Source organism: Desulfosarcina sp. (assembly GCF_055467485.1).
Map to the genome: position 1 here is coordinate 13,890 of NZ_JBUOIV010000052.1, position 23,651 is coordinate 37,540.

The following is a 23,651-nucleotide window of genomic DNA, read 5'->3' on the forward strand; positions in this document are numbered from 1 at the left end:
GAATAGTTGCCGGTACACATTCATCTGTCACCGACACCCCCCTGCGGCAAGGCAAGCGGGAGGTGCGTTTACCATCACGACTGCACGGGAGAGCAAGCATGCCTAAAACCTTATACTGGATCCAGGGCGGCAGCTGCGGCGGCGACACCTGGTCACTGATGAATGCCGACACGCCGGATCCCGTGGAGCTTTTCGAGGCGTTCGACATCGACGTGCTTTGGCACCATGCACTCAGCGCCACGTCGGCAGCAGAGCTGGCGACGCTGAATCGGCGTATCCTGTCAGGCGACCAGCCCCTGGATATTCTGTGTGTGGAAGGATCGGTGATCAACGGACCCGAGGGCACCGGCCGCTTCGACATGCTGCCCGGTGGACCTCGCAAAGACTTTCTCTATGAACTGGCCCAGCGCGCCCAGGTCGTTCTGGCGGTAGGCACCTGCGCCAGTTTCGGCGGTATCGGCGCAGACAGCGAAACCATGGCAGGGGGACTTCAATTCAACAAGTGGGAGATGGGAGGGCTCCTGGGCCAGACCTTCCTGTCCGGTGGGGGATATCCGGTGATCAACCTGCCCGGATGCCCCTGCCATTGCGATGTGGTGGTGGGAACCCTGTCGGCCCTGGCCGCAGATGTTAGCGTAAACCTCGGGCATTACCATACACCCACAGACTGGTATGGGGTGATGGTCCACCAGGGGTGCACCCGCAACGAATATCATGAGTATCGGGTGGAAGAAAAATGCTTCGGCGAGCGGGGGTGTCTCTTTTTTTACATGGGATGCCACGGCCCGCTGGTCACCGGCCCCTGTAACAAGGCCCTGTGGAACCGGCGATCGTCGAAGACTCGCGTAGGGGTGCCTTGTTTCGGCTGCACCCGGCCCGATTTTCCCCAACAGTACCCTTTCTTCGAGACACGCAACATCGAGGGCATTCCCATTGAACTGCCCGACGGCGTGAGCCGGGCCCATTATATGGCTTACAAGGGCATGGCCGCGGCGGCGGCCCCGAAGCGCCTGATGGAACGCAAGACCAGTATTTAGCCGCCTGAAATGCAGCGCTGCAAGAGGTTTTCACACTGGTTTTCAAGCCAAACCGACAAACGGTGACAGCGGGTACACATGACGACGATCAAAAAAATCATCCCTTTGAATCGCGTGGAGGGAGACCTGGAAATCCACCTGGAACTGGACCGGGAAAACGTGGTGACAGCGGCCAGGAGTGTAGGGACGATGTACCGGGGCATCGAGAACCTGATGACCGGCCGGGGCCCACTGGACAGCCTGGTGATCACGCCACGAATCTGCGGCATCTGCACCACGGCTCACCTGAACGCCGCTGCAAAGGCACTGGATATGGCCTATAACGTCTCCATCCCCGCCGATGCCCATCGCCTGAGAAGCGCAACACTGATGGTCGAACAGCTGCAAAACGACCTTCGACACCTCTTTTTGCTGTTCATGCCCGATTTTACCCGCACCCGCTATGCCGACCATCCCCTCTACGAAGAGGCGGTCGCCCGCTACCGGCCCCTCAAGGGACAATCCACCGTCCAGACCCTGCAGGAAACGAAAAAACTCATCGAGATCATCGCCATTCTGGGGGGCCAGTGGCCCCACTCTTCTTTTATGGTTCCGGGCGGGGTGGTGTCCGTGCCGGGAGGAAGCGACATCGCCCAATGCCGCCACATTCTGTCCAGTTTCCGCAGGTGGTACGAGAAACGGGTGCTGGGCTGCACACTCGACCGGTGGCAGGCGGTCGGCACGTGGGACGAGCTGCAGCAATGGCTGGCGGAAACGCCGGCGCATAGGGACAGTGAGTTGGGTTTTTTCATTCGCATGGCGCTTTCCAGCGGCCTGGACAACCTGGGCCGCGGCCACGATCGCTTCATCAGCGCCGGCGGGCCGGACCTGCCTGATCCTGACGGTGGTTGTCGCCCCCTTTTCCCGGCCGCCATCTTCACCCCGGAGGGAACGGTTCCATTGGATCCGGAAAAAATAACCGAGGACGTGAGCCACTCCTTTTTCAAGGAAACGCCCGGCCACCCCTTCGACAGTAGAACCATTGCCGCCCCCTTTTCCGACGACGGACGAAAATACTCCTGGGCCAAGGCACCCCGATATGATGGGAAGCCGGCGGAAACCGGGCCGCTGGCCGACCTGCTGATGGCCGGCATAGGACTGTTCGTTGATTGGGTCCGGTCCAACGGCGCCAGCGTGTTTATCAGGGAACTGGCCCGCATGGTCCGACCGGCCATGATCCTGCCGGCAGTGGAACAGTGCGTTTCCGGGATGGCCCACGCCGACGCCCAATTTTACTCGGACACACTCAAGCCGCTGTCGGCCAGAAGCTTCGGCACGGTCACTGCGCCAAGGGGGATCCTGGGGCACTGGGTGGTAATCAAGGACGGAAAGATAGCCAACTACCAGGTGATCACACCCACCGCCTGGAACGGCTCCCCCCGCGACAGGCACGGGATCCCGGGGCCCTGGGAGCAGGCCGTCATAGGGACGGCGGTGCGCGACCCGGAGGACCCGGTGGAGGTGGAGCAGATCGTCCGGTCCTTTGACCCATGCCTGGTCTGCACGGTCCATGCGATCAAGTTGTTCTGATGATCGATATCACTTTCAATTGAGGTCGATGACATGATCCCCGCGGCACAACCATCCGCTCAATCCCGGATTCCATTTCAAACCGCCTACCGGTGGCCCAAACGATGCGTACACTGTGAGGACCGGGAAAACTGCCCGGTTCAGGATCTCGTGGTGGAAAACGAAATCCTCAAAGAGGAAATCCGGGTTTCCCGCGAATCGGCAGAGATCACCGCCAACCTGGTGGTCAAACAGTTCGAGGAGACCGAACGGATTCTTCAGCGTTTCCAGGTAGCCAACGCCCAACGCAAGGCCGTGCTGGACTCAGCGTCCCACATGGCCATCGTGGCCACGGACAAGCAGGGCCTGATCATCGTGTTCAACAAAGGTGCGGAAAACCTGCTGGGATACACCGCCGGAGAGGTGATCGGCAAACTGACTCCCCTGGTGTTCCACGACCCCCTGGACCTCCGGGAGAAGGCAGCGCTGGCAGCCTCCGGCCCAAAGCGTCCGGTGGAGGGAATCGATCTCTTTTTCCACTACGCCATGCAGCCGGATCAGGAGCAGCGGGAGTGGACCTACCTGCACAATGACGGCAGCTCCTTTCCGGTCACCTTGTCCATCAATCCCCTGCGGGACCCGGACGGCATGGTCAACGGGTTCCTGTTCATCGCCACGGACATCACCGAAAAAAAACGATCCGAGATCGCCCTGCGGGAGAGCGAACGCAATTATCGCCTGCTGATCAACAACATTCCCAATGTGGTTTTCAAGGGATACCCGGACGGCTCCATCGACTTTTTCGACGACAAGGTCGAGGTCATTACCGGTTACCCCAAGGAGCTGTTCCTGTCCAAAGCCCTTAAATGGACCGACCTGATCATTACGGAAGATCGGACACAAGCCAAAAAACTGTTTGTTGATGCACTCAAGACCAATCGCCAGTATATCCGTGAGTACCGGATCCGCAAAAGAAATGGCGACATCGTCTGGCTCCAGGCCAGCAGCCAGATCCTGTGCGATGAGAACGGGCGAATCGACTTCATCAGCGGGGCCTTCCTGGACATTACCGAACGGAAAATGGCCGAAGCGGCGCTGCACGACTCCGAGGAAAAGTACCGCTCGCTGTTCGACAGCGGGCCCAACCCGATTTTTGTGCTCGAGCCTGCCGATCTGCGGATCCTGGACGTCAACCCAGCGGCATTGGACGCTTACGGCTACACCAAGGAGGAGTTGCTGGGGCGCACCTACGGCGAACTCGGAGAGTTCGAATTCTATCCGACCGGCCTGCGGACCGATTCCGCCGCCAACTGGGCGAACTCGTGTATTATCAACCAAAAGGCTCGCCATCATAAAAAGGACGGCACGCCGTTTTACATCCGCGTCAAGGCCTGCCCCATTAAATACCAGGACCGCGAAGCACTGATCCTGGCGGCCACGGATATCACCGAGTCCATTGAGAAGGATGCCCAGCTCTTTCAATCCAGCAAGATGACGACCTTGGGGGAGATGTCGGCCGGCATCGCCCACGAATTGACCCAACCCCTCAACGCCATCAAAATCGGCAACGACTATCTGAAACGTAAAATTGAAAAAGGCCATCCGGTTACCAGCCAGGAGTTGAACCGGGTGGCAACGGCGGTCACCGACCAGGTTCAGCGAGCCTCGGAAATCATCAACCGACTCCGTGAATTCGGACGCAAACCCGATTTCAAAAAAGAGCCGGTAAATATCAACACCATCGTCACGGACGTGCTGAAAATCATCGGCCAGCAGCTGTCGCTGAACAACATCCAGGTTTCCTATTCACTGGCGGACAATTTACCGACGATCCTGGCCAACCCCAACCGCCTGGAGCAGGTCCTGTTCAACCTGGTAACCAATGCGCGGGACGCCATCGGTCAGTTGCCCGACGATTCGGGCGGCATCAGGACGCGCGACATCGTCATCGAGACCTATGTGGACAGCGAAGAGGTGGTGTGTGCGGTGGCAGATTCGGGCAGCGGTATTGCCGAGGAGAATCGCGATAAGATATTCGAGCCGTTTTTTACCACCAAGGAGGTGGGCAAGGGTATGGGACTGGGCCTGGCCATCACCTACGGCATCGTCCGCGATTATGGCGGCAGCATCACCGTAAAAAGTAAAGTGGGTGAAGGGACGCGGTTCGAAATGCGGTTTAAACCCACGTAGAAAGGCAACCAACAAATCCAACCGGAACTTATTCACAACGAGTGTGACCATGACACAAATCCTCATCATCGATGACGAAAAACCGACCTTGCAGATGCTCAAACTCTATCTTGAAGTATGCGGTCACGAGGTCCTGACGGCAGATAACGAATCAACGGGCATAGCGGTTTTCAGCACCCATCTCCCTCCGATTGTGCTCACCGATATCAAGATGCCGGGAAAAGACGGCTTCGCCGTGTTGCGGAAAATCAAATCCCTGGCACCGGAAACGCGGGTCATCGTCATCACCGGCCATGGTGACCGAGATCTGGCCCGCCAGGCCATTGATCTCGATGCCTGCGCCTTTTTCAACAAACCGCTGGATACCGAAGCCCTGGAAAAAGAGATCAAAAAAATAGAAGCATCGATGAAACCTACCCCCTGATCGCCCACAAGATGATAAAAACCGCCATGCGCGCAGACATTGTGTACCCGTCTGTTGGCCAACCACCTGCCATCGCAAAGTGGCCGGTTTTTTACCCCCCTCATAAGCAGCCACCTTAAAAGATGTCTGCTGGCACAGCCTATGCGCGGGGTCCTCATTGAATTCCCTCGACATACTCCCGCAGGCACCCCAGGGGGCACTTCTTTATGGGCGCATGCGGGTTGAAACCCGGACCCGCCTCGATCTTGAACCAAGATCTATTTTTTGAGATGGCTTATAAATAAATCCCGAATCGATGTTTCAATTCGTGCCCGGCTTGGTTATAACAGCTTATTGAGGAGTATCGGCGGTTTTATCATTCAAAGGAGCGGTTCGGCGTGAACAATACCACATCCAGTCATAGCGACATTCTGGTGGTGGGCGGCGGGGTCATCGGCCTGGCCTGCGCCTATTACCTGGCCCGAGCAGGACAATCGGTCCGCATCATCGAACAGGAAAGCATGGGTGCCGGCGCCTCCCACGGCAACTGCGGACTGATCTTCGTCAGCGATCTGCCGCCGCTGTGCGCCCCCGGCGCCATCGGCCATGAACTGATCCGCACCCTTCAAGGGACATCCCCGCTTTATATCAAACCGCGGCCGGATCTTTCCCTGGCCTTCTGGCTGTTGCGGTTTGCCGCCCACTGCAACCGGCGGCACCTGAAACACGCCATCAAGGCACGGGATGCGATCCTGCGAATTTCCGGTGAACTCTTCAGCGATCTTTTTGCCGACGAGAATCTGGCCTGCGATTTCGAACAGCGCGGCGTGCTCATGGCCTTCACCGACCCGTCGACCATGGTGGGCTACGAAAAAACCAACCGCCTCCTGGAGCCCTTCGGCCTGGCTGCGACCTTCCATGATCGCAAATCGATTCGCCAGATCGAGCCGGCTTTGAACGAACGGGTCTGCGGGGGATGGCACCATCGGGCGGACAGCCACTTGAGACCGGAGATGCTCATGACTGCCTGGACCCGGGCGGCCCGGGACAGGGGCGTTCGTATCGAGGAGGGCTGCCGGCTGGAACGCTTCGATACCCGTAACGGGACGGTAAACGGCGCAAGGACGAACACCGGCCGTTTTACGGCGGACCAGTTCATCCTGGCCGCCGGCGCCTGGGCACCGGCCATTGGTCGCCAACTGGGTGTGCGCATTCCTGTCCAGCCCGGCAAGGGATACAGCATCACCATGGACCGGCCGGCCGTCTGCCCCACGATCCCCTGCTACCTGGTCGAAAGAAATACCGTCGTCACCCCGTGGCAGAGCGGCTATCGCCTGGGTGGCACCATGGAATTTTCCGGTTTTGACGACCAATTGGACGAACGGCGCCTGAGCAATTTGGAAATATCGGCGGCGCTCTACCTGAAAACGCCGCTGGGCCGGCGGGTGACCGAGCGGTGGACCAGTCTGCGACCCATGAGCGTGGACGATCTGCCGATCATCGACCGCGTGCCGCAACTGGGCAATCTCTATATCGCCACCGGCCACGGCATGCTGGGGCTTTCCACCGCGACGGGAACCGGCCGGCTGGTCGCGGACATGATTCTGGGCAGGCCATTGCCCTTCGATCCCCTGCCCTTTGCCATCGGGCGGTTCGGCTGATGGGCGGAGGTGAAAGACGAAGCCAGGGCCTGCCCGTTACCAACTGAAATGGACCGGCAAGGGATTGACCCGTCATGGAGCCAACCCAAAACCAGCCACGGCCCCATGCAGAGTTAACCTGGGCGATGACGGCCCACCTGAGCGCATTGTGCCTCTATCTGGGGATGCCGCTCTCCAACCTGCTGTTTCCTTACCTGATCTGGCGATGGCAGCGCGCGCATTCAGGCTATGTAGCCACGCATGCCTTGGCCGCATTGAATTTTCAGATCACCGTGACGGTCAGCGGACTCGCCGCAACGCTCATCGCTTGTTTCGTCCCCTTGGTCTGGATCGTGGTGATTGTTGTCTTCAGCGCCAACATCATATATACCGGAATTGCCGCCGACCACGCCAAAAGCGGCCTGACGTTCAGATACCCGTTCACCCTTCGATGGAAGCCGTAACGCCCACGGGTAAGCTTCGCCGGCCACCAACCCATACCCGATAGACCAGGAAAACAGAATTGCCCGGAATCGATCTACAGACCCTTTATGTTGTTCAGTCTTTCGCCGCTGCAGTGATCGCTGCGAACCTGGCCCTCTATTTGCTGCCACGGTGGGAGTCACCCAGCGCCAGGTCCCTGATACTGATGATGGGCGCTGTTGGGCTGTGGTCTTTTTTCTACGGCCTGGAGTTTGCGAGCACCGGTCTGGAATCCAAACTGGTGTGGGTGCGCATGGAATACCTCGGGGCCGCGTGGACGGGGGTGTTTTTTTTTCAGTTCGCCATGGCCCTCACCGGCAGATTGGCTTGGTTGACGGGAGCCAGACGATGGGTCCTCTTTATCATCCCGGCGCTGACCATTCTGGCGGTTTTCACGAATGGAAGCCACCATTTGATCTGGTCCCGGGCCTGGATCGAGGGCAACGGACCGGTGACGTCGATGGCATACGATCGCGGGATGGGCTTCTGGCTGTTTGTGGCCTATTCATACGGCCTGCTGCTGGTTGGAACGCTATATCTGGCCTACCATTATTTATTCTTTCGATGGATCGCAGGCAAGCACTTCTGGGTGATGCTGGTCGGCGTTCTCGCTCCGTGGTCAAGCAACATACTCTACCTCATGGAAATCGAGCCCCTGCGTCACATCGACCTCACGCCTGCCGCATTCGCCGTCAGCGGCATCGCCTTTTTCTGGGGCACGATCAGGCATCAAATGCTGGAGTTGATCCCGATTGCCCGGGATGCGGTGATCGCAGGCATGAAAGATGCCGTTTTCGTATTGGATCTGCGTTACCGGGTGGTTGACCTCAACGCCGCCGCACAGCAACTGATCCCGGAACAGACGGAGAAAGCCACCGGCAGGGAACTGGCCACGCTTTATCCCGAACTGGCCCTGCTGGTGAAAAAGGGCCGGGCGAACGGCATTGACCACGTGGAAATGAACATCTCACGGGCGGACACCACCAGCCTGTGGCGCGTTAGCCAGTCAGCCCTGTATAATCGCGGCGACCATCTGGGGGGCTGGCTGATCACCCTTAAGGACATCACCCAACAGCGGCGCAACGAAATCGCCCTTCGGGACAGCGAAGAAAAATTCCGCAGCATCAGCGCCAATGCCCTGGATGGTATCGTGATGATCGATCCGTCGGGAAGCGTCTCCTTCTGGAACCGGGCGGCGGAAAAAATATTCGGCTACCGTGAAGATGAAATTCTGGGCAAGCATCTGCATGCCCATCTTGCCCCCAAGGAACATCAGGCGGACGCTATAAATTCATTTTCGGAGTTCCAGCGCACCGGTAATGGCAAGCTGCTGGGTCGAACCATCGAAATTCAGTGCCGGCACAAAAACGGCACTGAATTTCCCGCTGAACTGTCCCTCTCGCCCTTGAAGCTGAACGACCAATGGCATGCCGTCGGTATCGTCAGGGACATCACCGAACGCAAGAAAACTCAGGACTATTTGATACAGAGTGAAAAAATGCTTTCCGTGGGTGGACTTGCGGCGGGCATGGCTCACGAGATCAACAACCCGCTGGCCGGCATCACGGCCAACGTCCAGGTAATGCGCATGCGCCTGCTCAGCGACTTGCCGGCCAATATCAGTGCAGCGAAAGAGATCGGTGTGGACCTCGACAAACTATGGGCCTACATGGGCAAGCGGGGGATTTTCGACAAAATCGAAGCCATCGACCAGTCCTGCCAGCGGGCGGCGGCCATCGTTCGCAACATGCTGGCATTTTCTAGAAAAAGCGATGCGGTCCTTGCCGATCACGACCTGGCGTCCCTGCTGGACCAAACCGTGGACCTGGCCAAGAACGATTTCCAGATCAAACAACAGCATGATTTCCGGCGGATCCAAATCGTGCGCCACTATCTCCCGGACATGCCCAAAGTCTCTTGTGATGCCGGACAGATTCAGCAGGTGATGTTTAACATCCTCAAAAACGGAGCCCAGGCCGTGTGGGAACGTAAAGACAGGCCGTCCATGCCGCAGTTGACCCTGACTGTGGACAAACGGGACGACTGGGGTTGCATCACCATCACGGACAACGGACCCGGCATGGCAGAGGATGTCCGCAAACGGATCTTCGAGCCGTTTTATACCACCAAGGCAACCGGCTCGGGCACCGGCCTGGGCCTGTCCATTGCCTACTTCATCGTTACCGAAAACCATGGCGGTATGCTCTCCGTGACCTCCACACCGGGCAAGGGGACCTCTTTCGAGATCAAGCTGCCACTGGCCAGAGGCAATCATGGGTCGTGACCCCATCATGATGAAGCAGGTCGAGGCGGTTGTCTTCAACGCCCTGGCCCGCTGCCGGACCAGGCAGCGGACCGACAGCCTCCCCGATCGGTCGTGACAGACAATGGCCATGTCCCCAAAGGGTAAAGGCATAACGGCCATCGGCGCCGTATTGGCCCTGTTGGTGCTATCAGGTGTGCTTGACCGACTGCTCACCCCGGAAAGCATGCGCGAGCGGCTGGAAGCCGGCCGCGCATGCCGGCTATGTGATCTGAGCGGGACGGATTTAAAGGGGGCCGATCTGAGGGGCGCCGATCTCATCGGCGCCATTTTCAAGGAGACGGATCTGAGCGGTGCACTGCTGACGGATGCGGATCTGACCCATGCCGATGTCAGATACGCCCGAATACAGGATGCCACGCTGGACGGGGCCACCTGGGTCAACGGCCAGACCTGCGGACCGGGTTCGACCGGGCGCTGCCTGACAGCCGATACCGTCGCCCTGATTGCTTCCCGCCATTGTCCTGACTGCAATCTGAAAGCCGCCACCCTGGCGTCGCTGGATCTGCAAGACGCATTTTTGAAAGGGGCGAACCTGTCGCGGGCGGTGCTTTCTCAGGCACGCCTCTCCGGCAGCGATTTGACGAGGGCCAACCTGAGCCGGGCGGTGGCCCGGCAAACCGACTTCAGCAAAGCCCTTCTGCCTGAAGTGGATCTTACCGGGGCCGACCTTGTCGGGGCTGACTTTTCCGATGCCTACCTGAGAAGCAGCCTCATGGTCAATGCGATCCTGACAGACGGCGTTTTTGAAAAGGCGGATCTTCGGCAGGCTGTTCTTCACGGTGCAGTGCTGACCGGCACCCGCCTCGCGGGGGCCGACCTGTCCGGCGTCAGCCTGAAAATGGCCGACCTGTCCGGGGCTGACCTGACCGGAGCCCACCTGGACGGCGCCAACCTGGTCGGCGCCGTGGTCACGGGAACGACCTTTACCGGCGCCTTCCTGGCTGGCGCCATCTGGGTCAATGGCAAACGCTGCGGCGCCGGTTCCATCGGACGCTGCGTGCAGTAGAACAGCTGATGAGCTGTTGAGCCAATAAGCTGTTTAGCGCTTTGTTCGAAGGGCATCTCTCCCAGGCAAACCGATCCGATCATTCTTTCATCGATTTGATGGGGGCATTGATCATTTTGCAGACCGCTTCAGCCATTTGTCGATAGTTTTCAAAGAGACGCTCTGTTATCCAGCCGAAGCGGTCCAAAACGGTCAACAAGGTGATCACTTCAAACAATGAGCCTCTCTGGCAATATAGAGGAATTGGATAAATTCTTTGGTGGGCTGACGCCCCTTACCCTCGGCGATGTTCATTGCTACGCTGGTAGAAGCGGCTTCAAGCTGTTCTACCAATCGAAAATGCTGGCGAGGAGTCTCCAGCGTATCGACTAAGCGAATTACGCCTTCGGCAAAATCAATCGACTTTTGCCACACTTTCAAGTCTTCAAAACTGAAACGTATTTCCAGCCGCTTCCTTCTTTTTTTCCAGGTTTCCTGCGAAATGGCTCTTAAGCCCATAAGCCGGTGGCTTTATGGCCCTAAGGATATCGCCGATTTCTTTTTGCTTTTTGCTTACCAGCTCACCAGCTCACTTCTTCCCCCCCAGCGATTTGACCCCCATGGTGTTGATCAGCTGGTTGATGTCGGTGGTTTTCAGGTTCATCCCGCCTTCGGAGACGGGCAGAAGCATGATCTTCTTGTTCTGCAGGGCCTCGGCGATGCGCAGCTTGACCAGCGCTTCGCCGCCGGATCCGGCCAGGGCGTTGTTCATCTCCTGGATACCCTTGGCCTCGGCAATACCCTCGGCCATAATCGCTTCAGCCAGCAGCTTTTGCTTCTCATAGTACACGTCGGCTTCGATCTTGGCCTTGCGGAAGACGCCGTCGGCGTCCGCGATCAGCTTGTTGACTTCGCCCTTGGCTTCCTCGAGCTTGCGTTTGTACTCCTCCAAGGCGGCGTGCTGGGCGGACTTGTTCTTCTGCACCTGCTGGTCGGCCACCTTCTTGTCCTCGATGGCCTTCTGGTATTCCTTGTTAAAGCGATAGTCCTTGGTGAGAACTTTCTCCACCACGATGCCTAAGGGGCCCAGCATGTCCTGAAGCACATCCTTGGCGCGCTGCGCCTGTTTTTCCCGGCTGTCGGCCACGTAAAACTCCTCGGTGGTCAACTCGCCGAAGATATCCCGGGGCTTGCTGCGCGCGATGGTGCGCACGATCTTGTCGCGCAGCGTGATGTCGTTGTCGGCCACAGTCTGCAGAATAAAAGGCGCCTTGTCCGCATCGATGCGGTAGGCGATAATCACGTCCAGGCTGATATCGTTGCCGTCGATGGTTTTAAACAGCAGATCGTCCCGGCTCCGCCGGTCTCCGCGAGCCTGCTCGAAAACCATCTCCAGGTTCTGCAGCTTGGTGTCGAAGGTGTGCCAGTCGTTGATAAACGGCAGGAAGAAATGAGTGGAACCCGGTGCGTAGGCCTTGTCTTCCACGCCTTTTCCGGTGAGGGAGAACTTGCGGGTGCGCACCCCTACTTCGGTTTCACCGGTGGTGTAGAAGACACATCCGGTGGTGGTGAACATCCAACAGGCTGCCAGAATGATCCAGATCGTGCGCTTCATTGGGCACCTCCTTTGCGCACGTCGAAAAGCTTGAGCGCATTGTCCAGGTCCAGCGGGTTGACACCGGCGCTGCCATCGCTGGGCAGCACGATAAGGTCAAGCCCCTTGTATACGTCGGCCATTTTCAACCCCACCATTCGTTCGGCACCCATTCCCTTGAGGGCGTCGTTCTTCAGGCGCACCTTTTCCGCCTCGGCCAACTTGACCAGCAGGTCCGCATCGGCATTTTTGGACCTCACATACAGGTCCTTCTCGGCGATCTTGCGGGTCACGTAGGCCCTCCCCTGCTCCATCTCGACGTCCACGACGACGCGTCCCTCCTGAACGATCTTCTTCAGCTGGGCCTCCTCGGTGGCGGCCCGGGCCGCAGCCCGGTTGGTGAAGACCAGCTGATCCTGGAGTTTCTTCTCTTCGATATTTTTTTGGATTTCCGGACTGTAGCGAAAATAGCGCACAAGCACGTGCTCCACCCGGATCCCTTTGCTGTTCAGCTCCGCGTTGAGCAGGTCCCGGGCTTCCTGGGCCTTTTTGACCCGCATGAAGCTGTTGTAGAAATCCTCGGTGGTCAGTTTGCCCAATGTCTCTTTCAAGGCCGGCTCCGCTTTGGGGATGATGCCGTTGTCTTCGAACAGGCTGCCGGGGCCGATCTTGGTAAAGACCAGGTAAGGGTCCTCGATGCGATAGAGGATGGACACATCCACGTCAACAAAGAACCCGTCGGAGGTCTGGATGTGAGCCACGCGGTCCTTGCGGGCCGAATCGGCGGCAGTTCGCGGATAGTCGGTCAGTTCAAGCACCTGCACGTCCCTCGGCAGCCGGTACATCTTCTGCATGAAAGGGATGACCAGGTTGAGTCCGGCGGTGTAGATTTCCTGCTGGACCCCGCGCTTCAGGCCCAGGTATTTCACCTTGATACCGAACTCGTTGGGCTGAACGTACACGAACAGCATATTGTAGGCCAAGACCACGATGGCGACGACGATGACGAGATACTTGATTTTGCCGCTGCCGGGCAATCGGATCGTCGGTATGGAAAACCTCTTTTTTTTGGCCATCTTGAATAGTTCCGCCCCTTGCGAGGTCTGCTCTGCCATATTGATCCTCCTTTACATTTCCATCTGATACGAAACCGTCGGTTTGGCCGGCTATGCCGGTGTGTGCGGCATGGGTTCGATGCTGCGCGGCGGATAAGATGGGTTGAAAAACCCGACCAGCCACAATAGCGCCCCGAAGAGAATCGGTGCCAGGACCAGCGTATAGAACACCCCGCTGTCAATAAAAGTGAGCAGCACGCAGCTCAGGTACAGGGCCGCCGCCGAACCGGGCCAGAAAATGCGAACGCCGCCAAGGTCGGGGGGCAGCATCCGGCAAAAAAGCAGGAAATGGATAAACATGGCCCCCGCCGTCGCCACGGCCGCACCCGCCATCCCGGCAAAAGGGATCAGGTTGAGGTTGAGAATCAGGTTGGCGACGGAGACCACCAGGGTCATTCGTTTCAATTTTTCGGTTTGTTGCCTGGCTTCGAAGATCGGCTCCAGCGCCGTCACCGCGGAAAAAAAGATCAGCCCAGGCAGCACCAGGGTAAAAACGGTAAATGATTCGTCCGCCCATTGTCGCAGGTGGAAGACAGCCGCCATCACCCGGGGAAAATTCACCAGGACAAGGATCGCCAGGCACCCGTGGACAAAAAACAGGCCCCGGATGGTACGGGCCATGAACGCAAGCAACCGGTCCTCGAGACCCGCTGCGAGCCGTTCGTTGGCCAGCCGCCGAAACACCGGTCGAACGCCTCCCGGGATGACCAGGAACAGGCGGGCCAGAATCAAGGCCCGTGCATATATGCCCAGTTCCACCGGGCTGGCAAACCAGCCCAGGATCAGCATGTCCAGGTAAAAGACGACATCCAGCAGGTTGTCGGTAAACAGGTATGCCCGGCCGCTGTCCATCATCGTTGAAACATGCCTCCAACCGGCAAGGACCTTGGAAATGGCAGGCAGCCTGACCGTCTTTCGGCCCATTGCCAGCATCGCGACGTGGCTGATCAAAAACGCGGCAGCCGCCAGGTGAGCCGGCACATTGGCGACACAGAGCCCCAGGGTCGCCACCAGGAAAACGACCCGCTGGCGGATTCTCAGACCGGCGGCTTGGCGGTGGCTCCCCCTCCCGTTGAGCATTGCCAGTCGCAGGGTGTTGATGTTCTGAAATAAAACGGTGGGGCCCAGCAGCAGGTACAGGATGCGGTCACCCGCCTCTTGACCCGGACCGGCGATCGAAAAGGCGGCTGCCCCGCAAAGCAGGATCGCAGCAAATCCCAAGACCACCAGGGCCGCCAGGGCGCCGGCGCAGTTTTCATCGGTGGATGTGGGGGAGCGGGCGATGCGGTTCTCTACATAGATGGGGATGCCGTATCGGCAGAGGTAGCCGGCGATGGCCAGCAGGGAAAAGAACCACGCGAAAAGACCCAGGCCGGCAGGACCGTAATGGCGATCCACCATGATCATGGCAATCAGGCCGGTACCGATTCCGGCCAACCGGTCCATCACCGGCAGAACGGTCATCAGGTAAAAGGGGTCCGCTTCGCCGGCTTTTCGGGAAAGGGCTTCGTCCAGCCATTCAAAAATCCGTTCCCGCCACCGGGTCCTCCAAGAAGGTGCTGCCGGCAGATTCGACCGACCCGGAGAACCGCCGCCGGTGGTTTCAGAGGACGGTTCCGCAACTCCACCGGCGTTATCACCCCGGAAAAGACCGCCTTTCCGGGGTGGATTATGGTTTGTGGAATCAGACATCGGAGAACTGCTTATCCAGCATGATGTTGAGAATGGTTCGATCGGTCTCGATCATTCCCTGGGTCGTCAGGGTACCGATATTCTTCATCGTATCTTCAGACGACCGGCCGATGATACCGTCGGTGAAGCTGACATTGACACCCTGAAGCGAGAACAGTGCCGCCTGGACGGCCGTACCGGCAGCGGTGGCCAGCTTTAAGGCACATCCGCCCTTGGCACCGTCGCAGATCACCCCGGCCAGATCCTCGGTAAGGTTTTTGATGGCGCCGGCAATGTGCAGCTTCGTGCCGCCCATTAGGTAAGTCACGCCGGCCGTGGCCCCGGCGCCGGCGGCGACCGAGCAGCCGCAGATGGCGGAAAGGCGCCCGGTGTAGGCTTTCACATAGGCGGTAACGATATGGCTCAAGCCGATGGCCTCCAGGGTGGTACGATGGTCGACAGTGATGAATTCTTCAACGGCGACAATGGGCAGGATGGCCGTCAGGCCGTGGTTGCCCGATCCGGCACTGCTCATGGCCGGCAGTTTGACGCCAGACATGCGGGCATCTGCGGCCGAGGATGCCAGAATGCGCGCCGCGGTGATCATATCCCGCTTCATCAGCCCCTGGCGCACCAGACGCTCCATGGTGCGCCCCACCCCCAGCCCGGGGCCGTGCTTGAGACCGTAGTCGGCCAACCGCATGTTGACGTCGACACCGGATTCCAGAAACTGCAGATCCTCTTCATCCAGGTCGTCCAGCAGTTCGAGAAGCTGGTCGAGGGACAGATCCTTGAGCCAAGCTTCCAGGTCGGTCAGCCGGTGTTTGCCATCACCGGACCCGGCTTTGGGCAGCAGCACATGGTCAGTGATTGTCCTGCCGTCCAGGCACAGGGAAACGATGTTGTCATGCAGACCGGTAATGACGGATTCGGCGGTGTGCCCCTTGCCGTTGACGAGGGTCTTGATGAATAGTCCCACCTGGTCCCGGAGCAGGTTGACCTTCACCCGCCCCGCCTTCACGATCTGTTGGGCGGCCGAGATGGCCGGACCGTCCACCGAATCCAGTACTTCCAGTCTCAGGGCGGCATCGCCGCCAAGCGCGCCGAGCGCCGAGGCCATGTCCAGCCCGCTGAGCCCGTCGGTGCCGGGAATGGACACGGCCAGGCCATTTTTATAGATATTCGGATCCACCCAGATTTCGATATCGTCGATCTGTTTTTCCGGCAGCAGCGACACCGCCGCAGCCGCACCCAGGGCGATGGCCACCGGCTCGGTGCAACCCAATGCCGGCGCCACCTGGATCTTCAGGATATCCTTGACGGTATAGGTCATTTTGGTTCCCTGTCTGCAATTGGCATCATTGGTCGACTTAATTGGTTTGATACCATCATATTGTTTTTTGCCCGTATATTCAACTGCAACACAGACATGCCCCACCGGCGTGGGCACCCGAAGTCACCTGTCGGGTCAAAGAAGCTCAGCGCAGGGCTGATGGATCTCTCCACCCCGACCGGATCAGGCGCTCCGCCCAAAAAACCGGGCCTGCGGTGATTCCCACAGGCCCTTGATTTCCCGGTGCCGGTGATGGGTTTAACCTATAAACCAATAGCTGTTTCCAAGTTCTTCGTCTTGTCCAGATTCATCGCGTCTTCGAGGTTGGCACGGGTGAGATTGGCGCCGTCCATGTCCGCATTCCTGAAGTTTGCCCGTTTGAGAACGGCATTGGTGAAATCAGCGGTTTTCAATTGCGTGTTCGTAAAGTTGGAGCCCACCAGGTTGAGGTTGGACAGATTGGACCCGGACAAATTGCAATTGGTAAAATCAGCACCGTAAAGCATGACCTGTTCAAGGTTTAATTGCGACAATTGCGCGCCGGTCAGATTGGCATTGTTCAAATCGACACCTGTCAACGTCGCCGCCCTCAAGTCAATACCGCGCAAATCACAGTCGATGACCGTTACCTTGCTGATCGATGCACCATTGAGGTTTGCATTTCTCAGGTTGGTCTTGGAAACCTTTGCCCCATTGATGGTTGCATTGGACAAATCCGCACCGGTCAGATTGGTTTTTACCAGGATGGTTTGATTCAGATTGGCATCTTTGAGCACGGCTTCGGTCAAATCGGAATAGGATAAATTGGTCTGGAAAAGGTTGCAACCGGTCAGATTTGCCTTGATCATTGAGAAATCGCTCAAATACATTCTGCTGAAATCAACGTTACTTAAGTTGACATTGCTGAAACTGACTCCTGAAAAATCGACATTTTTAAATGATGCCTTTGACAGGTTCGAATACTCGATAGCGGCATTTTTCAAGTTCACGTTTTTAAATTCAGCGTTGGAAAAGTTGCAATGAACCATGAACGCATCTTCAAATGAAACACCGTCTATCTTTTTTCCGGACAGGTCGAGGCCGCTCAGGTTTTTCCTGTCGAAATTCTTTGTGGTTTTGAGTATTCTCTCAACTGAAGCAAGATCCAAAGGCTCGTTGCTGATCCTTGGGTTCAGTTGATAATGTTTTTTATACTGCGCTGCCCATGTGAATTTGTCTACGATCAATTCCAACGAATCAACTGCATCCTCTCCTTTTTTATCCCTGACCGAGGCAATGATGGTATGTCGGCCTTCCGATAATTGAGCGTACTTGAATTTCGATTCGGCGCCTATTTGACCGTCCCGGTTGGAGGTCCAGACCACCGGTCCGTCAACCATCTCTTCATTATCGATAAAGGCTTCGAAATAGACATCTTCTCCGTGTAACACGGATGACTCATTTGACGGGCTCGAAATGATCAGGCTGACGGGGATGTCGTTGACGGCTGTATGTGTTGCTGCAGGTTTCTCGCCTTCCACGCACCCCCATAAAAAAAAGAGCACAGACAGAACACCAAATAGGCTTCGCCACTGTCGATCGCAGAAAATAACTTTCATATTTTTCGTCCTTCCTGAATTGAGCGGTTCTCCTGCTATCCGCAACTGGCGGATGGTATCGTACTTACCATCGCAACATCAACACCCGGTTTCGGTTGAAGGCAGATAGCTCCCCGGAGAATCGAAAAGCGGGTGTGGTTCGAATCGCTGTCCCCGCCTAAGGAGAGCACATTGTGTGCCCGGCAGGCGGATTTTTATTTTTCCTATTTGTTTCAGATGGTTTTATGTTGCCTGACGGATAGTAACGGGTATATTTGACAAATATTGTCAAGTTCTGTGACACAGATTGGTCGCCAGGAAGGCTTCAAGCGGGACAATGCGACCTTAGGGGGCGGACGCAATGAAAATTGCCCTGCGCCCGGAGGCGCTGCGCCCCGGATTGCTGCCTCGTCCCTGACCGTCGCACCCATTCCGGGATATCGGTGGGGTGTGTTTTCAGGGGTTGTCAAATCAAATTTCCTGTCGCACTATAACACACCACACCAGGCTGGCAGCACCCTTACCCTCCAGCCCGAACCTCTCAAACCAAACATTGAAGGAGCCACCATGTTCAAATACGTGAAATGGTTGATGGCGGCGATAATGGTCACGGCTGTCGCCAACGGATGCGGTTACAACACCCTGCAGCAGATGGAAGAACAGGTGTTCAGGGGCTGGGCCGATGTGGAAAGCAATTTGCAGCGCCGGGCTGACCTGATCCCCAACCTGGTAGCCACCGTCAAAGGCTTTGCCGCCCATGAAAAAGAAACCCTGCAGGCGGTTGTCGAGGCGCGGGCCAAAGCCACCAGTGTCCAGCTCTCTACCAAAGACCTGGGCAATGCCCAGGCCATGCAGCAGATGCTGGATGCCCAAGGGGGTCTGTCGTCGGCCCTTTCACGCCTGATGGTGGTGGTGGAACGCTACCCGGATCTGAAAGCCAACCAGAATTTTCTGGACTTGCAGAACCAGCTGGAAGGCACGGAGAACCGAATCAATGTGGCCCGCCAGCGCTACAACCAGACGGTCGAGGCATTTAACGCCAAGATTCGCAGCCTGCCTTACAGCCTGACCAACAATCTGATTCTGCATCTGGACCGTAAGGAATACTTCAAGGCGGAAGCCGGTGCCACCCGGGCGCCCACAGTCAAATTCGATTAGCAGGGTGTCAGACTGGATGCCATGAGAACCGAAAACCAATTGCGCAGCATCGGACCCATCCTTGTCCTTTTCCTGATTGTATGTTCAGGCGCCGTCAATGCGGCAGCGCTGGAGGTACCCCGGCTCAAAGGCCATGTCAACGATTATGCGGCCATGCTGAGCACAGCCAGTCGACGGCAGTTGGAGGCGGTGCTGACCGACTTCGAGCAGAAGGAATCCACTCAGATCGTGGTGCTGACCATCCCGTCGCTTCAGGGCGATTCCCTCGAAGACTTCTCGATCCGCGTGGCCGAGGCCTGGAAAATCGGTCAAAAGCAAGTGGATAACGGCGCCATCCTGTTGATTGCCAAAAACGACCGCAAAATCCGCATCGACGTCGGATACGGGTTGGAGGGACGCCTGACCGATCTGCTGGCCGGGCGCATCATCCGCAACGTGATTGCGCCCCAATTCAAAGCAGGGCAGTTTGACCGGGGAATCACCGAGGGCGTGGCCGCCATGATCGACGCCGTGCGGGGAGAATTCTCGGTGACCGACGCTCCCCGGCAGCCCCCACAATCGCAGACCGGTGTTCCCATTATCGCCCTGTTCGCCCTGTTTTTCCTGATCAATGCTCTCGGCCGGGCCAGCCGGGTGATGGGGGCAACCGCCGGTGCGGTGCTGTTTCCGATTGCCGGGTCGCTGTTCTTTGGACTGGGTCCGCTTTTGCTGTTGGGACTGATCCCCTTAGGCCTGGTGGCGGGCCTGCTGATCAGCCTGATCGGAGGGCCCCTCGCCCCGGGACGAACCTCTTCCGGTCATCACGGCGGTTACTGGGGCGGGGGCGGTGGCGGCTTTTCCTCCGGGGGCTTTGGCGGTTTTTCCGGCGGCGGCGGCGGTTTCGGCGGGGGCGGGGCATCGGGCGGGTGGTAGCACTGACCGGGCGACGCCCGTCGGAAGCGATCGAGATGACCACTTTCAGACAAGCAGGAACAAGGGTTCACGGATGAAAAACCTGGCTGAATCGTTTTTATCGGAGACGGACCGCAAGCGGATTGAATCCGTTGTGGCGGCCACGGAAAAAAGGACCGCCGGGGAGATCGCCTGCATGATCGTATCCTCCAGCTATCACTATGCGATGGCCGACGTATTGGGTGCAACGGCATTCGCCCTGCCGCTGGCTCTCCTGGCCACCCATCTTCTGGGAGGATGGCTGTGGATCGGCACCCGGAACATGTGGCTGTTCCTCGGGCTTTTCGCCCTGCTTTTCGCCCTGCTGGGCTGGGCCATCAGGCGCTGCCCGACCCTCAAGCGTCTTTTCGTCTCCCGGCGGGAGATCGATGAGGAGGTGGAGGAAGCCGCCGTGAACGCTTTTTTCAAAAAGGGGCTGTACCGCACGCGCGACGCCAACGGCGTCTTGCTGTTTATCTCGGTTTTCGAGCATAAGGTGTGGCTGCTGGCCGATATGGGCATCCACGAAAAAGTTCCCCAGGAGGAATGGAACCGGCTGGTGGGCCGCGTCACCCGGGGTATCCGCAGCGGGCAAGGTGCCGAGGCAATCTGCAAGGCCGTTCAAGAAATCGGCGATCTCCTTATCACCCACTTTCCCATCAAGCCCGGTGATACCGATGAACTCGACAACCTGATCATAGAGGGCGGCAGCTGAATGGCCGGGCACAGAACACCATCGTTGGCCGACGTTGAACCGCCGATCTGCGGTTGGTTCAAAATCTGTAAAAACCGTGCGAACCGCTCCTGTCAGCAATCCGGACAGCGGCCGTTTGCTTTCTCCCGGGTGGACGGATTGTCGTGATCGGGCAAATCCCCCTGCCCGATCTTCTTTCCTGCAGACGATGCATACCCGTCTGATAAATGAGAAGAACGCCTTTTTTATCTTGCCTGAACGATCATTCTGTTTGGAGCCGCATCAGGCGCTCTTTGAAGCCGGTTGATCACCGACGCGAAGAGGTCTCAACCGTTGACGATACTGACACCCTATTCCATGCCGACCTGGCGGTTTCTTTTTTAATATATTTCCGGTTGGTTATAGTTTATATCAGGTAGTCTCACGCACCAACGCACGACCTTTTTCCATGATGGGACTGCCACGTTTTCCACGAGAACACAGCCGTAGGCATTTCCGGAAGATTCCTCGTTTTTAGCGATGAATTACCCGCTGTCTTTCAACACCGGCATGAGGACAAGCCGTGCACCACCGCTGAGGCGATTTTCCATCCAGGCCAGCCAGGTTGGTTTATCTCATTAAAACAATTGACAAATTTACTATCTCGATTAACATGAAGACAGACACGCCTGCACATTGACACCACCGATCACGGTAAGAGTGGGAACATGACCGATCAAGATCGAAAAAAATGGGACGCAAGGTATCTGAAGGACTTGGGCGGCACCGCCCCGTCCCCCATCCTGAAGAACTATTGGACGCTTGCATCCTGCGGAAATGCCCTGGATATCGCCTGCGGCAACGGAAGAAACAGTATCTTTTTGGCGGCAAAGGGATTTGCCGTGGATGCGGTTGACATTTCATCGGTGGCAACGAATCATCTTGCAGGCAAAGATCTGAAGATCAACGTCATTTGCGCGGATCTGGACACCTGGGACATTCCGCAGGATCGCTATGAACTCATCGCCAACGTCCGGTTTTTGGACAGGCGCCTGTTTCCCCTGATTCAGGATGGACTTAGAACCGGCGGGGTTTTGATCTTTGAATCGTTTATGGATGGAGAAAAGGATAAATACTGCCTGAAACAAAATGAATTGCTGCGGGCCTTTCAATCCCTGCGCATCGTCTATTACGAAGAGAAAAAAGCAGACCTTTCTGAAAAGTTCGATCAGACCGCCTCGCTTGTTGCGATCAAGACTGGCGCCGTGACCTGACAGGCTGTTGAGAAACGTCATGAGCGCAGGCAAGACAAGTCAAGATTCGGCGAGAAAGCGGAGTTTATGTGTGAAAAATGAGCATGTTGAGTCGAATGTTAACGCCCTATGGACAAGCGGAATCGTTTTTCATTATCCTGCAAGATCGATTGCCTGTGTTTTAGCGCCCTGCGCATGATGGCCGGATGGTGTTTCGCGGTCCATGAAACCGGCCATGCCTGCAGGTGAGTAAAGCATCGGCCCTTCCCTGCGGCTCCCATGAACTGAATCTCCGCTTCGCTCCGACAAGCCGGGAAGAATGGACACGCTTTCGCGGTTCATTTTTCATCCAGCCATTGATAGGCCGCGTCGATATCCTTGAATACCTCTATCGTATACGGAACCAGTCCATCGGTAAGCATTGAAACCATTCTGGACAATCCATAGTCTATGTTTTTGTCAACAACGACTGCTGTCTTGCCGCCGGACGGTCTTTTGGCAGCACGCTGCTCAAGAAAAAGGGCCAACGCGCTCACTTCCTCCTTAGAAAAGCGGTTTCCGCACAATTCCCGAACATCGTATATTTCATAGAAGGTCGGTTGATTGTCGATATACGAATGAAGGCAGTCGATAAATTCGGAGAGGGCGATCTCGCCCGTTAACGTGAAAACAGTCAAATCCCTGGATCTGTCTATGTTGTATCTCATGGCCATGATCAAATCCGCCTCATCGCATCAATTCCTTTTTTAAAGCGAACCCGACGTCCCCGATGGTATATGGTTTTTTGATGAATTGACCGACGCCAAGATCCAAAGCTTCCTTGACACGATCGGTCTCGGCAAACCCACTGGCGATGATCGCCTTCTGCCCGGGCCTGACTTTCAGTATCTCTCGATAGGTGGTCAGGCCATCCATCCCGGGCGGCATGAGCATATCCAGAATCACCACATCCACACTGTGGCGGCTCACGTGCGAAACCGCCTCCTCACCGCTGGAAGCGATGGCGACCTTATATCCCAGCGCGGATAGAATACTTGAAGCGATTTCCCGTTGCTCCTCGATGTCGTCTACAACCAGTACACGTTCGCCCTTGCCTCTGTACGTCTGGACGTCCGCCACGCGGGCGGGGGATTGCGGATCATCATGGGACACAGGGAAATACAACTTGAAAACCGAACCGCTGTGGCCGTCGCTTTCCACTTCAATATAACCATGATGATCCATAACCGTTCCCCAAACGACGGCCAGCCCCAATCCGGTGCCACTCCTGCCCATGACCTTCTTGGTATAAAACGGCTCAAAAATTTTACTTAGCAGGCTGTTGAAAAACTCTAATTTCTCTTGAGAAATTCTACTGATCGGTTATACTGCCATTATCATCTAACCCACAGGATTTATGAAGGATCAAGATGAGAGGCAGCCAAAAAAGACAAGCATCATTGTTCAGCTACGTTTCCCTCGAGCAACGGGTTCCGAGCAGTCATCCATTGCGAGATATCCGAAAAATGGTCGACAAGGCATTGGAGCAGATGCATGACACCTTCTCAGATCTGTATTCCCATACCGGGCGGCCTTCCATTCCGCCGGAGTACCTGCTGCGGACCTCATTGCTGCAGATCTTTTATACGATCCGCAGCGAGCGCCTGCTGATGGAGCAGCTCGATTACAACCTTCTGTTTCGATGGTTTGTCGGATTGTCCATGGATGACAACGTCTGGGACCATTCTGTCTTTTC

22 protein-coding genes are annotated in these 23,651 nt (G+C 57.0%); 13 read left to right on the forward strand and 9 right to left on the reverse strand.

All coding sequences use genetic code 11. From position 1 onward, the window contains the following. Positions 1-98 precede the first annotated feature (98 nt). From ACZCED_RS19330 to ACZCED_RS19365, 8 genes are all read left to right on the forward strand, one after another. Entirely contained in the window at positions 99-1,037 is a 939-nt protein-coding gene (locus ACZCED_RS19330; protein ID WP_462968461.1) for an NADH-quinone oxidoreductase subunit B family protein, read from the forward strand. Between the two features lie 78 nt (positions 1,038-1,115). After that, complete coding sequence (locus ACZCED_RS19335; protein ID WP_464861476.1) at positions 1,116-2,606, forward strand: nickel-dependent hydrogenase large subunit; 1,491 nt, start codon at positions 1,116-1,118, stop codon at positions 2,604-2,606. Between the two features lie 153 nt (positions 2,607-2,759). Beyond that, on the forward strand, positions 2,760-4,775 hold the full coding sequence (locus ACZCED_RS19340; protein WP_464861477.1) for a PAS domain-containing sensor histidine kinase: 2,016 nt from the start codon (positions 2,760-2,762) through the stop codon (positions 4,773-4,775). Between the two features lie 49 nt (positions 4,776-4,824). Further along, positions 4,825-5,199, forward strand: a complete 375-nt coding sequence (locus ACZCED_RS19345; protein WP_462970055.1) for a response regulator — start codon at positions 4,825-4,827, stop codon at positions 5,197-5,199. Between the two features lie 332 nt (positions 5,200-5,531). Continuing rightward, positions 5,532-6,839: an NAD(P)/FAD-dependent oxidoreductase gene (locus tag ACZCED_RS19350; protein ID WP_462970060.1), complete on the forward strand. Its 1,308-nt coding sequence runs from the start codon at positions 5,532-5,534 to the stop codon at positions 6,837-6,839. 74 nt (positions 6,840-6,913) lie between these two features. Next, positions 6,914-7,282, forward strand: coding sequence for a DUF4870 domain-containing protein (locus ACZCED_RS19355; RefSeq protein WP_464861478.1), 369 nt, complete (start codon positions 6,914-6,916; stop codon positions 7,280-7,282). 59 nt (positions 7,283-7,341) lie between these two features. Next, positions 7,342-9,585, forward strand: coding sequence for a histidine kinase N-terminal 7TM domain-containing protein (locus ACZCED_RS19360; RefSeq protein WP_464861479.1), 2,244 nt, complete (start codon positions 7,342-7,344; stop codon positions 9,583-9,585). 109 nt (positions 9,586-9,694) lie between these two features. Continuing rightward, complete coding sequence (locus tag ACZCED_RS19365) at positions 9,695-10,633, forward strand: pentapeptide repeat-containing protein (RefSeq protein WP_462970052.1); 939 nt, start codon at positions 9,695-9,697, stop codon at positions 10,631-10,633. A 79-nt stretch (positions 10,634-10,712) separates the two neighbouring features. Here the strand turns inward: ACZCED_RS19365 and ACZCED_RS19370 are convergent, their stop codons facing one another. From ACZCED_RS19370 to ACZCED_RS19400, 7 genes are all read right to left on the reverse strand, one after another. Continuing rightward, complete coding sequence (locus ACZCED_RS19370) at positions 10,713-10,841, reverse strand: hypothetical protein (protein ID WP_462970059.1); 129 nt, start codon at positions 10,839-10,841, stop codon at positions 10,713-10,715. Further along, complete coding sequence (locus tag ACZCED_RS19375; RefSeq protein WP_462970051.1) at positions 10,838-11,131, reverse strand: four helix bundle protein; 294 nt, start codon at positions 11,129-11,131, stop codon at positions 10,838-10,840. The genes ACZCED_RS19370 and ACZCED_RS19375 overlap by 4 nt, the downstream gene beginning before the upstream one ends. A gap of 70 nt (positions 11,132-11,201) precedes the next feature. Then, positions 11,202-12,227 carry a prohibitin family protein gene (locus ACZCED_RS19380; protein WP_462970050.1) on the reverse strand — a complete coding sequence of 342 codons (1,026 nt, stop codon included), beginning with the start codon at positions 12,225-12,227 and terminating at the stop codon, positions 11,202-11,204. Continuing rightward, complete coding sequence (locus ACZCED_RS19385; protein WP_462970049.1) at positions 12,224-13,321, reverse strand: SPFH domain-containing protein; 1,098 nt, start codon at positions 13,319-13,321, stop codon at positions 12,224-12,226. The genes ACZCED_RS19380 and ACZCED_RS19385 overlap by 4 nt, the downstream gene beginning before the upstream one ends. Positions 13,322-13,372: 51 nt before the next feature. Beyond that, the gene (locus ACZCED_RS19390) at positions 13,373-15,013 is read right to left on the reverse strand and encodes a lipopolysaccharide biosynthesis protein (protein ID WP_462970048.1); all 1,641 of its coding nucleotides are present in this window, start codon (positions 15,011-15,013) and stop codon (positions 13,373-13,375) included. After that, positions 15,006-16,325, reverse strand: a complete 1,320-nt coding sequence (locus tag ACZCED_RS19395; RefSeq protein WP_462970047.1) for an L-cysteine desulfidase family protein — start codon at positions 16,323-16,325, stop codon at positions 15,006-15,008. The genes ACZCED_RS19390 and ACZCED_RS19395 overlap by 8 nt, the downstream gene beginning before the upstream one ends. 263 nt (positions 16,326-16,588) lie before the next feature. Continuing rightward, positions 16,589-17,923, reverse strand: coding sequence for a pentapeptide repeat-containing protein (locus ACZCED_RS19400; protein WP_464861480.1), 1,335 nt, complete (start codon positions 17,921-17,923; stop codon positions 16,589-16,591). A 546-nt stretch (positions 17,924-18,469) separates the two neighbouring features. On the opposite strand from ACZCED_RS19400, the gene ACZCED_RS19405 reads away from it, so the two are divergent. The 4 genes from ACZCED_RS19405 (at position 18,470) to ACZCED_RS19420 (ending at position 21,937) form a co-directional block, all read left to right on the forward strand. Continuing rightward, positions 18,470-19,060 carry a LemA family protein gene (locus tag ACZCED_RS19405; protein ID WP_464861481.1) on the forward strand — a complete coding sequence of 197 codons (591 nt, stop codon included), beginning with the start codon at positions 18,470-18,472 and terminating at the stop codon, positions 19,058-19,060. Between the two features lie 21 nt (positions 19,061-19,081). Beyond that, entirely contained in the window at positions 19,082-19,972 is an 891-nt protein-coding gene (locus tag ACZCED_RS19410) for a TPM domain-containing protein (protein ID WP_462970044.1), read from the forward strand. Positions 19,973-20,045: 73 nt separating this feature from the next. Beyond that, positions 20,046-20,705, forward strand: coding sequence for a TPM domain-containing protein (locus ACZCED_RS19415; protein WP_464861482.1), 660 nt, complete (start codon positions 20,046-20,048; stop codon positions 20,703-20,705). Positions 20,706-21,391: 686 nt separating this feature from the next. After that, complete coding sequence (locus ACZCED_RS19420) at positions 21,392-21,937, forward strand: class I SAM-dependent methyltransferase (RefSeq protein ID WP_464861483.1); 546 nt, start codon at positions 21,392-21,394, stop codon at positions 21,935-21,937. Positions 21,938-22,254: 317 nt separating this feature from the next. Here ACZCED_RS19420 and ACZCED_RS19425 read toward each other — a convergent pair whose 3' ends face one another. Further along, positions 22,255-22,629: a hypothetical protein gene (locus ACZCED_RS19425; protein WP_462970041.1), complete on the reverse strand. Its 375-nt coding sequence runs from the start codon at positions 22,627-22,629 to the stop codon at positions 22,255-22,257. A gap of 13 nt (positions 22,630-22,642) precedes the next feature. Next, the gene (locus ACZCED_RS19430; protein ID WP_464861486.1) at positions 22,643-23,275 is read right to left on the reverse strand and encodes a response regulator; all 633 of its coding nucleotides are present in this window, start codon (positions 23,273-23,275) and stop codon (positions 22,643-22,645) included. A 50-nt stretch (positions 23,276-23,325) separates the two neighbouring features. On the opposite strand from ACZCED_RS19430, the gene ACZCED_RS19435 reads away from it, so the two are divergent. Next, positions 23,326-23,651, forward strand: a 326-nt coding sequence (locus ACZCED_RS19435) for a transposase (protein ID WP_464861484.1), incomplete at its 3' end; no start/stop codon positions are given.